Here is a 12,583-nt window from a genome sequence, read left to right as displayed (position 1 = left end):
CTCTCCCTTTTAACTGCAAATTTGGCGAACCGGATGTTACATAGAATGATTTACTTTATCCATAAACCTTCCAGTGAATTCAATTCTTTCAAGGGCATTCCTAATTTGCACTTGAGCAATTTTAGAAGAAGGTTTTATTACAATTGTATCTTTAAAACCTAAAGTAGAATAGAATTGCATTGTTTGTTCCAACTGCGGTACAACCTTCGAAGGTACAGGTGTTTGATGAGTTCCATCGACAACAAAAGTATAATCTTTTCTAGATACTTTATTGATCGTATCCTGCAAATCGACCATATATCCTTCTGCATCTTCCTCCCTCATTAATCCATGCACCTGGACATGTACTTCTTTGGAATTTTCATCAATCGCCATCTTATACTTCTTTTTATCTACTACTATCATTTCGTTCGCTCCTTTTTCTATAGCCTGATAAAACTATTATTACCGCTTAAGTGTGAAAAAAAGCTATCCTAATATAGACAAGGATAGCCAATGATATAATTTCATACTTGGCAACCCGACTATCATCATCCATACGGATATTAGACTCGTAGCTTTGCGTCCCTATCTTTCGATAAGTTTGCCTAATAATTTTGATTTATAGTTCTAAATACACTCCACCACAACTTCACGTTCCCTTTTGCATTATAAATTACTCATATTTTCTTGTCTAATTATAACTACCTCTCTGGTTTATAGGTATATTAATTCACCAACCACCATTTTAAGGGTGATGTCGCAGGTCTAATTTACTATACATTAAAACCACCTACCTTCCTTATATCGGTCAACTACAGACAATTTAAATAGAAATTGTTAAATGTTTAAAGATGTTCACGATATAGTATCGTTCCAGCTAGTTCAAAAGAATAGGTGAGTCCTCATACAAACATTTAATCAAAATTCCAAATATGGAAGGCTGTTATAAATTCTAGTTGAATATAAATCAGGATCATTAATGAATTTTGCTGTATCACCTACCTTAAAAGCATCCCAGCAAACCCTTCCTTATTGGGTTAAAAAAGCGTGAAGTCTCTTGAACGAGATTTCACGCTTTTTTTTGGTTATAATATCTTCATTTACTACTTTCTTATTTCAACTGCTATCCGTAAGTTCGAGATAATTCCAAGAAGCACTATGAACGAACAAACCAACTTTTCAAAGGATGTTCCTAACAGTTGTTGGATAAAACCAACTGCACACAGCACAACAAGAAACCAACATATAATGGTTATGGCTCTATTGAATCTTCCTACTCTGTTTTCAGCAGCAAAAAAAGTAAAAAGTCCTCCTATAATACAAATAATAATACTGATGATAGATAGTTGGAATTGAGTTGCGAACGAATCAGATCGTCCACCATTCACCCATGTATATGGGAGAATGCCGCTAATAACCAAAATATGAATTAAGATTGTGAAAGAGTAAAAACAAATCCCTAATAATACCGCTGTTTTCATACTTACGTACCTAGTAGTGTTAAACAAGAAATCACCTCTGTTTCGCGCTTAGCCTCTTGTTATATAGGCTAGTAACTACGTATATGTTTACTTTCTACACTCATACCTTTTTTCACTTCTATGCTCCCAATGTAAGAATAAAAAAGGCGTCCCATGATGGAACGCCTTTTGACACTACATATTATTCAGATTGATCTGTATCTTCTTCTGTATCATCAGTATCTTGATCTTGATCCTGTTCTTGTTCCTCAATTTGCTCATCATCAGCTGGATCTTCATCATCATTGTTATTACATGCCGCCAACGTAAGTACTGATACCATTCCCAATGCTACCATCCATTTTTTAAGCATTGAAGCCTCTCCCTTTTAAGAAATTAAGGTACATAAGTAAGATACCAGAAGCCTGTTAAGGACAGGTCAATTATTTGTAAACAGGCTGTTAATGCGAACGATCATTATTGACGTTAATCGACATGAAAGAGGCAGTTATTGAACAATAATAGCTAGCTATAGATTAAACTGGGGCTTTTTAAATTAACCCGGAACACCTAGCTCTCTTTTTATATCTCGTAAGAGCCTTTAAGATTACCTAGGTTGGTCGATATATATACCGTGCATATTAATTAATCAGAAAGGAGTATCTCGGTTTGGGCGCCTTGATAGCTTTGAGCAGCTAATTAATATGTTAGTTTGAAGAGCTTTTTTTATTAGAAAGGAATTTAATTGTGAAAATCAAAACAAAACTTCTAGGGATAATTTCAATTTTAATATTTTCCTTATTATTAATTGGGGTTTCATCCATTTTCATCAATTCTTCCATTACCGAGAAGAATGATATCTTAAAGGATAAGATGGAGTTTCAAAACAAAATCAAGCATGTCCAATATAGGTTAGCTGGCTTATCGAATGATGAAAGAGGATTCATCATCACTGGTGAACAGGATTTTGCAGACGGAATGGAAGAGAAATCTGATGATATCTTCTCTACTTTAGATCAATTGGAATCACTCATCCACAATCAGGATTATATGACGAACGTGAATGATATCCGAGATAACTTCACAGAGTTTTGGAGTATCAATCAGGAGGTGATATCTCAATTTGCCTCCAGTCCAGAACAAGCGGAATCCCTTCACTTAGGAGAAGAAAGAACATTACGGAAGGAAGTATTAGATCCATCCGTAAATGAGTTAGTCGATCAATTAAATAATGATGTAGATGATTTAGAAACAGAGATTAATAGATACGGAACTGTCAGTGGTTGGTTCATTAGTGCAGTGACAATACTTTCTATCATTATAGGAATCCTTTTGAGTATGCTTCTTTTAAGGTCCATCTTGGTACCTCTAAGAAGTCTAAATAAACAGCTGGAAGATATTGCACAGGGAGATGCGGACCTGACCCAAAAAGTCGCCGTTAAAAGTAAGGATGAATTTGGTCAGCTTGCTGCATCTTTTAATGCTTTTGTTCACTCACTAGCAGGTATCGTAAAGCAAATCAGTAGTTCATCCCAACAGGTCGCGGCCGCTTCAGAAGAATTATCGGCAAGCTCCGAACAGTCTAGAGCTACATCGGACCAAATCTCACAATCAATGAAGGAAATTGCCTTAACTAGTACAAATCAAAGCAATATGACAGAACAGAGCTCCGGATCCATAACAGAGATATTAGAGAGCCTTTCCAATGTAGCAGACAATACAAACAGCATTGCTGAAAATGCCTCCTTTATGAAAGACAAAGCCGAAGTGGGCGCATCTTCTGTAAATATGATGTCAGAACAAATGACTGTAATCAATCAGTCTGTTCAAGAAGCTGGGAGCGGATTAGAGTCATTAGTGAGAAGCACAACAGAAATAAGTCATATGTCCTCTCTCATCACAGACATCTCGGAACAAACCAATCTCCTTGCATTAAATGCAGCCATTGAAGCTGCGCGAGCCGGAGAACAAGGAAAAGGTTTTGCCGTTGTAGCAGAAGAAGTTCTAAAGCTGGCTGATGAAACAAATCAATCTGCCAGCCATATTAAACATTTAGTTTCCACAATAGAAACGGACTCAAAAGATACCGTAAGCAATATCCATAACGTGCAGCAAAATGTGGATTCAGGCATGAGTTACGCTAGCGAAAGCCAGCAACAGTTTAGTGAGATATTAAATCTTGTTGGACAAGTAACAGCTCAAATCCAAGAAGTTGCAGCTGCCACCCAGCAATTAACTGCAGGTGTAGAAGTCGTGCAGCATAGTCTCTCAACTCTTGAAACAGGAACAAAAGAAACATCATCTAACTCTAAAGCAATTGCCTCAGCAACAGAGGAACAATTGAGTTCCATGGAAGATATCTCGAATGCGGCTGTTTCTCTTTCAGATTTAGCGGAAGAGTTACAGACGATTGTTAACCGGTTTAAGTACTAAAAAGAGGCTGGGACATAACTAAATTCCCATTACTTAAGACCGGATGTTATTCTTGAGCGCCGCTTCGGCAGAACACTCCGCTTTCCACGGGCACGGCCTCAGTCTCCTCGTGGAAAGTTCACCACTGCGGGGTCTTCAGCTCGTGCTGTTCCCGCAGGAGTCTCCGTGTTCTGCCTACGCTAGATGGATAACTAATCAAAAAACCGAACTTATGCAATTTTCTTAAGAAGATTTACAATATAGTTCGGTTTTTTTATATGGCTAAAACACTTTTGTCCCAGCCGCTTTTTTAATGCGTCAGAAATTGTTACGATCTCATTAGAAGAGTAATCTTCATTCTTTGAAGACGCTTTAACATGTGTTAGCAAAATAATAGCGAGTTTTTAATTTTCTTATAGACTTTTCTTTTAGAAATTTCCCATATGAACTTTATGCCAATGAAAACTTATAACCCATTCTCCATTAACCATTTTATAATGCTTTCTTCTCTTTCCTTACTATCGTCTTTCTGTGCATCATACTTACGCATTTTCTTCTGTGAAACAATATTTCCATCTGCCATAACCAGTATTCTTTCCGTTTTTGCTGCTACCTTTACATCATGCGTAACGAGCACTATCGTTGTGCAGTCTTTATTAATCTCAGCAAGAATTGACATAATTTCCTCTGTCGATTTGGAGTCTAATGCTCCGGTCGGTTCGTCTCCAAATATGATAGCCGGATCATTTATCAATGCTCTGCAAATGCCCACTCTCTGTAGCTGTCCTCCAGAGCCTTGCGTGATTGTATGATCTGCAAGCTTTTCAATTCCTGTCATTTTCATCAGTTCTTTTGCTTTTTGATTGACTACATTTTTATCCGCATCTGTTGACACAAGTGCAGGAAACATAACGTTGTCAATCAGGGACAGATTCTTTAATAGATTAATATCCTGAAAGATAAATCCCATTGTTTCCAGTCGAATCTTCGCCAATTCTTCTTCTTTTAGACTGCCGATTTCACGACCTTTAATCTTCACACTACCAGAGGTAATTCTATCCATACCACTTATATTATATAGCAGTGTTGATTTCCCGCTTCCGGACGGTCCCATGACCGATACGAATTCTCCTTCTTCCACCTCTAAGTTTACATCCTTTAAGATATGAAGCTCATTATCTTTTCCTAATGCTACTTTTTTGGTCACACTTCTAGCTTCTATTATATTGGTCACCTAAATTCCTCCCATAGCAAATATTACTATCAAAAAGTATTTTCTCAGAGGGTTCTGGCATGCTTTTCAGAAAAACAGCTGGTGTCTATGCGCAGAGTATTTCTCCAAAGCTTTCTACCTGTGCCTTCAGTACTGTCAACTTCTCAAAACGACAGATAAATCATCTTTTACGGCTACCTTACAGGAGATATATATCGTCAATCCAACGGCTATGATCAGCGCTAACGGACAAAGTAGCCAAGTCTGCCATATAATATGAACAAATTCAATTTTTGCCGCTCCCATAGAGGACATGGCCAAACTTACAAGAAATTCTCCTAGAAGGTTCGCAGTCAAAACTCCAAGTATAATACCCAATATTAGTACCATCAGAGTGCCTGCCATATATTGATGACTAATTTGCTTTAAAGTTAACCCCATACTTCGCATGATGGCAATCTGAGACATATCCTTTGATAATAGCATTCGAAGAAATAATGCCGTGATTAATACAGCTATGATGATCGCGACGGAGATTCCACCTACCACGACGGTACCCATCTGGTCGATGATATTTCCTAATGTCTGCTGCGTATATTCTTTAATATCATTTACCTGCGCTGTGCTGTAAGCATTCTGGTAGTATTCCATTTTCTTACGAGCATCAACACCTTCAGCTAAATCCAAACTCACAATATACCAAAGAATGGCTTCTTCATTTACCCCAAGACTTGTATGCGCTTTTGCTGTTTTCCCTCCATTTGTAATATCCTGATAAATACCCGTAACTGTTAACTTCTGTTCTTGTCCGCCAGTCTTGACGGTTACTTCATCTCCTACTTTCTTGTTTAATCCGTCTTTTGCAGCATTGGCTAGTGAAAGCGAGATTTCCCCTTCCCGCTCCGGTGCTCTGCCTTCCAGAAACTTTAATGGAAATACGGAAAAATCTCCGGTTTCAATATTCATATAGTCCCAGGAACCTTCTGCGTTTTTGACTTGGTAGGAACTTGTGATGTAGGGTGCAAACTTTTCAATATCCGAATCATTCTGCAGTTCTTCCTGCAGCTTTTTAAAATCTTCTGTAATAGAATCTGTCCTTCGAAGATCGATTCTCATATCCTGTTTTCCTATACCCATATATGAGGAAAATTCAGGTGAACTCATAGTGTTATAAATATTTACAGGAAGTATGACAATGAACGTACATACGATAAAAATCACTAACAGCAACCTGTATAACCTGAATCGTTTGCCTACATCCCTCAGCCCCATGTAAATATTAGTGCTGAAGAATTTGTTCTTTAGCAGTGGGAAACTGTTCTTTCCGCGCTCCATGATATCTGAACGCAAAGCTTCCACCGCAGAAATTTTATCGATTCTTTTTAGTACTCGCTTGCAGTACATCACAATTATGACATACACGAGTAATGGAGCTATAAGGGCTAGTATATAATTTAAGCTCCCTGATAAATCGGAAGCTATATAAAGTCTCATATTACTGTTTAACAGATTTACAGCTGCAAAGGACATGAGATAACCGATAATTCCGGCAGCTGCTGCGATGATTCTGTACTTATTAAGATAAACCTTCTTTATATCTTTTCTGGATATCCCCATCGCTTTCATAACACCGATTTCTCTCATATCTTCATCAATCGTTGCCAAGAATGTAAGTCTGATACAGAGCGAAGCAATCACAAGAAGCAGCATACTTATAAATATAATGACAATCGCAACTATCATATCCGACATGCTATTGAAAATCGCAAATATCTTACCTTCCAATATAGGACCATTTGCCGGAAGACCTGCTTCGTTATAGGCAGTCTGAACAGCAGCAGAATCTCCGCTTTCATTCAGCTTGAACTCAATCAGATATTCCAGTTCCCCAGCCTGCATTTTAAGCATTTCATTATAATCATCCTGATTAATCACAAACCGTTTCGAAGAAGTAAGGGGCGAGTTCATCTCAAAATCCCTTGCATAATCTGAAATGACAAACGCCTTCTCATACCAGCCGCTTTTCACCGTAATCGTATCACCTATTTTTAGGTCATGTTGTTCCATGAAATAGATTGGAACAGCTACAAAACCTTTCTTTACATCCAACCTTTTATTATCCAGATTCAATATAAAGTCAAAATTCTTATTCTGTACCACAAATGAAATATCCTGTATCGTTCCAGCCATCGTTTGATTTTGACCAAAATGAATATTACTTCCATCAATATTCTGGAGTACCATCGTCTCCTGCATCGCTATATGGTCCCGATATTGATCTGTGAATCGATCGATCTTCCCTTGATCATATTCTCCTGCATGCATCACCGTAATGTCAGCTGGCACTGCACTTTGCTGGAATTTTGAGATCCCCTGAATCAGATTTCCAATGTTATTAACTGCACTGGCTGCCAAAATAACGGCCATTGTGATAAATACAAATACTGTCATCGTTATAATTTTGTTCCTGATGAAATCATTCTTCACCATTTTCAAAAACATGATTTTTTCTCCTTCCTACAGCATCTATTTTTATTCTATCCTTGTACCTATCACTCTTTGACATTTCTTCAGAGGAATAATTCTCAGCTACTTTTATCATGGATCATATTTTTCCTTGAATGATTTTTATTGTATTAAAGTAATCATACAAAATGGTATTTATTTGAAAAACCTGATTAAGGCTGATTAATTACTACGCCTTCAGCCTTATTTTAGTAAATCGGCTATTGGAGAATGTAGAAATTTTAAAAAAAGGAGTGAAAGATATTTTGACAACTGTGATAAACCTTGACACTTGGTATTTCAAAACATAAGTTTTAAGTAATGATATTACAAATTAAATAACCTCTCATAAATCTTATGAGAGGCTACAAGAACTAGATTATATTTCATAAAAAAGATATAGATATTTTAAAGGGGAGATTTAATGGGCAGGAAAAAACGATGGCATTTACAAAGCTCAGATCAATTGAAACGTGAGGTTGCTAATAGCAAGAGGAGAAGAATTATATTTGGCTTCATCATGGTAATGGTTGCTTTTGTTATTTTAGGTGTAACTTTTATGGTTTTAAGAACATTTTTTGCTTCGAGTCTTTATCAGGCATTCATCTATGATTGGATAGGAACTGCCTTGTTGTACTTGGCTGCCTTGACTCTTATTGCCTTTTTTGTTTACACAAGTCTTGTTATTACAATAAAAAATCCCCAAAAAGTTGGCAAAAGACAGGTATTATATTTTGGTTTAACAGGGATAGTTTGTTTTACCATAGGTGTTTTCATTGTTTCACAATTAAGTTCTTTAACAATTAATAGTGTGGGAGATATGAAGGATTACGCAAATGGTGAAATGAAAGTGGATGACTTTAAAGTTGTGGATGTATACACTGGTGGCCACTCAACTATTGCACTCATCACAACGGATGAACGAGAGCTTACGCTGCTGATCAATAATTATCAGATAGAAGAAGGCACAACATACCGGTTCACATATATGGAACGGAGCGGCACTATCTTAAGTGTTGAAGAGCAGTAATTTCATTAATACATACATCCTTGAAGTAAAAATCAAGGCAGAAAAAGCGCCAAACCTTTAAGTTCGGCGCTTTTTTAGAGCTAACTAGAAGCAATGTATTCAAGAATTATTACGTAAAAATTCACCATTGGTGATGTCTGTAATAAACATATGACCCGGTGCGTGCGTAATTACAAACGGAATTTGTGAGTGAATTGCTGCAGATTGAGGCGTTACGCCGCATTCCCAAAATACAGGTGTTTCTCCTTCTCCAAACTCCGTAAATTCACCAAAATCAGGCTTGCTAATATCGTCGATACCAATTTCTTTTGGATCTCCAACGTGAATTGGAGATCCATGCATGTTCGGAAACTGTGCAGTGACATCAATTGCCTTTTGAACGAGCTCATTTTTAATTGGTCTCATTGAGACTACGACAGGCCCACTAAATTCACCTGCTTGCTTCGTTTGCCGGTTCGTTATATACATCGCAACATTTCTGTTCTGTTCGATATGTTTTAAAGGAACGCCTTCCTTTAGTAATGCACTTTCAAAGGTAAAGCTGCAGCCTATCAAAAACGATACAAAGTCATCCCGCCAGATTTCCTTAAGATCCTGACGTTTCTCCGTTAGTTTGCCATTCTCATAAACAAAGTAAAGAGGAATATCACTACGGATGTCTGAGCCAGCAGCAAGAGCAGATTCAACCACTCCTGGTTCTAATACATCAATAATCGGACAAGACTTCGGGTTTCGATTAGCAAACAACAGAAAATCAAAAGCATATTCCTTTGGTACAATCGCTAAATTCGCTTGAACATAATCACTGCCTAATCCAGAAGTATGGGTATTGTGTTCGCCACTTCTGATTTTTTCTCTTAAGGTGCTTGGATTCATTTGTAATTCCCCCAGTCTGTCTATTTAATTCCAGTACTAACTCACTGATCTTGATTGTATAGCTTTGTATCCTATTATCTCGGACGATCTATTTTTTTATATTCATCCATATATTTACCACTATTAGCTACAAATGAATGATACAGTGCTTTAATTGCTAAATTTTTCTCTAAGCCCATTTCAGCTTTCAGCCTCTTTAACTCATCATGTAATTCTCTCTGTTGATTAATTAATTTCGTCATTGTTGTTTTATTGTATTTCATTTGAACACATCCTTAATTCATTACCTTTATAAACACGACTTTTAAATAGTTAAATTCGGGATAGTTGTGCGGTACCGTAAAATCTTCTGGCAATTGATGCTCTTCTAAGATTTTGTAACGTGTGTTAGCTTCCGAAAATGCTTTATCGATAAATGTTTTGAACTTTTTCATGTTGAAGCTTGCGTTATTTGTGGACGCAATAATTACTCCACCATCATTTGTAATTTTCAATGTATCTTTTAGCAGCTTCGGATAATCCTTAGCCGTGCTGAATGTTATTTTCTTAGTCCGCGCAAAGCTTGGCGGATCCAATACGACAACATCAAATTTCAATTCATGACGGTCCGCATATCGGAAGTAATCAAAGACATCCATCACCTTAATGTCCTGTGATTCATAATCAATTTCGTTGACTGTAAATTGCTCAATCGTCTTTGGCAGGCTGCGTTTTGCTACATCCACACTAGTTGTTTTTATCGCACCACCAAGAACTGCTGCAACAGAGAACGCACCTGTATAAGAGAATGTGTTTAAAACCGTTTTTCCTTCTGAATAATGGTCACGTAATGCTTTTCGTACATTACGTTGATCTAGGAATATCCCTGTCATAGCGCCATCATTTAAATCTACCGCATATTTCATTCCGTTTTCCAACACGATTAAAGGAAATTCTCCCTTTTCACCTGACACATAATCATCTTGTTCCACGTATTGCCCATTCGTATTAAACCGTAATTTTTCATATAAACCACGTACTTGTACCACTTCACTCAAAGCTTGATATATATCTTCACGGAAAGAATAAATACCTTCACTATACCAACTCACCATATAAAAGCCGTCATAGAAATCAATGATCAATCCGCCAATTCCGTCTCCTTCCCCATTAAACACACGGAAAGCAGTTGTGTCTTCGGTTTCATATAAATTCTTACGTCTTGAAACAGCTTCACTAATCTTCTTAACAAAGAATTTAGTATCGATTTTTTCTTGTTCTTTACGAGTTAATACCCAACCCATTCCTTTATTTTGTAGACCATAATAGGCTGTTGCAATGTACTTGCCGTTGGTGTCAATTAAGCGCAATATGCTACCCTCATCCATGATCACTCCTGAAGTTTCAATCGCTTCTTTTGAGAGTAACGGATAACCATTTTTAATATTTTTAACCGATTTCGGTTTTACTTTTACTTCTACTAACTGTTTCATTTTGTCATCCTTAATTTTTATGATTTCTCTTTATTATGCCATTATTTTATAGAATAAGCGAAAGTAGTAATATATTCATTTGTTTGGCTAAGCGCGCAGTACATCTCCCAAAAAATCTTACTAAGAAGAGTCATTTATCAAACCATTGACTGAGAAGGCCTGATTAGAACTTATGGAACCAATCGTGATACGAAGCGTGGTAAAGGTGGGGCATGTACAAAGAGGTGACCGTGTAGTAATTAGGTAAAAAGGAGGTTGTAGCATGTAATTTCACCTAGAAAGACACACCAAAAACACAATAGGGTGGTAAATTATTCAAATCGGCCGATTTTTTAGCGTATTATTAGGTATTTTGACGTCTTACGCCTAGTAATCAAACCAAAAAAATACTAAGAAATCGAGAGTGTAGTCCTTTGAACAAATTTATATCAGTTTTACTGGCAACAATATTTACCTTAACCCTATTATTACCCGTGACTGCTAACGCAGCAGAAAATACTGAGTCAGATTATGAGGCGCTTTATAATCAAGCAATACAAGAAGGTATTGTAAATAAAGATGAATTAAGCTTAGATGAATGGTTAAAACAGAATGAAGAGTTTCAACAGATTTATGATGAGGGGGTTGAACTAGATGTTCTTGATTCTACTTCTCTTAAATATGGCGAATGGTTAAAATTAAATAATTACGGGCAGGAGCCAAAAGATGAAAATAATGAGGAAGTAGTTTCTTTCAGAATAAACGCTAAATCAAAAGCTAAGTTCACTATAAAACCAGGAGATATTTTTGTCACTAATGCAACTTCTGCAGCCGGAATTGTTGGGCATGCAGCAATAGCTAACGGATCAAACCATATTTTAGATATGCCAGGAGTTAAACGAGGGGCATCCCCAGAGAATAATAATCGTCAGTTGACTGTTTCCCAATGGTTATCAAAATATAGTGATGGTTGGATAAAAGTGTATAGAATAAAGAACAGTAGCTTGGCAGCTCAAGTAGCTCGCTACGCGGATACTCACTATTATTCTTCTAAAGGAACAACAACGAAAGATATTCATATAAAATATGGATTGACTCCACATTTGTATTCATTGACTCCAAGCTATTGCTCAAAGCTAGTGTATGATGCATACTATTATGGTTCAGGGTCAAAAAGTGTAATGAAGAAACACTCTGGTTATGTATTTCCTTATGATCTAATCACATTTTTTAACAGAAGCTATAAGCCATCAAAAGTCCATACTTATTAATAGGAGTTTATATGAAGAAGAAATTAATGATAATAATATTACTAATCATTGTAATTGTAGGTGTTGTATCTTTTGGAAATTACTTCATCGATAGATACACTGCAGAAAAGAAAATAGACTCGTATATAGAAGACTATGGTATTTCTAAAGAAGATATAAGCGACGAGAATTATCCATTATTCGGATCCCTCAATTCACCACCGGGGTTTGTTAAAATAATCTATACTAAAGATGATGGGGAAAACTTTTATATTTTTGAATATGACGAAGATAATGATAGAGTTGATGTCTTTGCAAATGTACGTGGCAATGAAGTTTCAATGGATGATGAATTTTTCAAGGAACTCAAACATCAACCTTCTGATAAAGTGTTACCATAATAT

At 36.7% G+C, this 12,583-nt stretch carries 12 protein-coding genes and 1 riboswitch; of the genes, 4 read left to right on the top strand and 8 right to left on the bottom strand.

The features are described 5' to 3' along the window. Positions 1-36: 36 nt before the first annotated feature. Together AE2B122_RS16700 and AE2B122_RS16695 are read right to left on the bottom strand one after the other, a co-directional pair. Positions 37-405 carry a hypothetical protein gene (locus AE2B122_RS16700; RefSeq protein ID WP_095218992.1) on the bottom strand — a complete coding sequence of 123 codons (369 nt, stop codon included), beginning with the start codon at positions 403-405 and terminating at the stop codon, positions 37-39. Positions 406-511: 106 nt separating this feature from the next. After that, positions 512-598: riboswitch (cyclic di-GMP riboswitch) on the bottom strand. Positions 599-1,644: 1,046 nt separating this feature from the next. Then, positions 1,645-1,815 (bottom strand): hypothetical protein, encoded by a 171-nt coding sequence (locus AE2B122_RS16695; protein ID WP_170937620.1) that lies wholly within the window; start codon positions 1,813-1,815, stop codon positions 1,645-1,647. A gap of 374 nt (positions 1,816-2,189) precedes the next feature. Here AE2B122_RS16695 and AE2B122_RS16690 point away from each other — a divergent pair, with 374 nt between their 5' ends. Then, entirely contained in the window at positions 2,190-3,875 is a 1,686-nt protein-coding gene (locus tag AE2B122_RS16690; RefSeq protein ID WP_175074787.1) for a methyl-accepting chemotaxis protein, read from the top strand. A 445-nt stretch (positions 3,876-4,320) separates the two neighbouring features. Here the strand turns inward: AE2B122_RS16690 and AE2B122_RS16685 are convergent, their stop codons facing one another. The 3 genes from AE2B122_RS16685 to AE2B122_RS19390 form a co-directional block, all read right to left on the bottom strand. Beyond that, positions 4,321-5,088 carry an ABC transporter ATP-binding protein gene (locus AE2B122_RS16685; RefSeq protein WP_175074786.1) on the bottom strand — a complete coding sequence of 256 codons (768 nt, stop codon included), beginning with the start codon at positions 5,086-5,088 and terminating at the stop codon, positions 4,321-4,323. A gap of 135 nt (positions 5,089-5,223) precedes the next feature. Then, a complete protein-coding gene (locus AE2B122_RS16680; protein ID WP_175074785.1) occupies positions 5,224-7,569 on the bottom strand; it encodes an ABC transporter permease in 2,346 nt (781 codons plus the stop codon). Then, on the bottom strand, positions 7,544-7,669 hold the full coding sequence (locus AE2B122_RS19390; RefSeq protein ID WP_256366467.1) for a hypothetical protein: 126 nt from the start codon (positions 7,667-7,669) through the stop codon (positions 7,544-7,546). The genes AE2B122_RS16680 and AE2B122_RS19390 overlap by 26 nt, the downstream gene beginning before the upstream one ends. Positions 7,670-7,996: 327 nt before the next feature. Between AE2B122_RS19390 and AE2B122_RS16675 the strand changes: the two genes are divergently transcribed. Further along, positions 7,997-8,602: a hypothetical protein gene (locus AE2B122_RS16675; protein ID WP_175074784.1), complete on the top strand. Its 606-nt coding sequence runs from the start codon at positions 7,997-7,999 to the stop codon at positions 8,600-8,602. Between the two features lie 99 nt (positions 8,603-8,701). Here the strand turns inward: AE2B122_RS16675 and AE2B122_RS16670 are convergent, their stop codons facing one another. The 3 genes from AE2B122_RS16670 to AE2B122_RS16660 form a co-directional block, all read right to left on the bottom strand. Beyond that, positions 8,702-9,478, bottom strand: coding sequence for a putative hydro-lyase (locus AE2B122_RS16670; protein WP_175074783.1), 777 nt, complete (start codon positions 9,476-9,478; stop codon positions 8,702-8,704). 74 nt (positions 9,479-9,552) lie between these two features. Beyond that, a complete protein-coding gene (locus tag AE2B122_RS16665) occupies positions 9,553-9,741 on the bottom strand; it encodes a hypothetical protein (protein WP_175074782.1) in 189 nt (62 codons plus the stop codon). Between the two features lie 12 nt (positions 9,742-9,753). Continuing rightward, positions 9,754-10,950, bottom strand: a complete 1,197-nt coding sequence (locus AE2B122_RS16660) for a class I SAM-dependent rRNA methyltransferase (protein ID WP_175074781.1) — start codon at positions 10,948-10,950, stop codon at positions 9,754-9,756. A 413-nt stretch (positions 10,951-11,363) separates the two neighbouring features. On the opposite strand from AE2B122_RS16660, the gene AE2B122_RS16655 reads away from it, so the two are divergent. After that, positions 11,364-12,200 (top strand): hypothetical protein, encoded by an 837-nt coding sequence (locus AE2B122_RS16655; RefSeq protein WP_175074780.1) that lies wholly within the window; start codon positions 11,364-11,366, stop codon positions 12,198-12,200. 11 nt (positions 12,201-12,211) lie between these two features. Beyond that, on the top strand, positions 12,212-12,580 hold the full coding sequence (locus AE2B122_RS16650; RefSeq protein WP_175074779.1) for a DUF3139 domain-containing protein: 369 nt from the start codon (positions 12,212-12,214) through the stop codon (positions 12,578-12,580). Positions 12,581-12,583: the final 3 nt, after the last annotated feature.

Origin of the sequence: Terribacillus sp. AE2B 122 (genome assembly GCF_902497585.1) — a bacterium.
Classification (GTDB): Bacteria; Bacillota; Bacilli; order Bacillales; family Amphibacillaceae; genus Terribacillus; species Terribacillus saccharophilus_A.
Note: the sequence above shows the minus strand (reverse complement) of the source record. Positions and strands in the feature narration are given on the sequence as shown.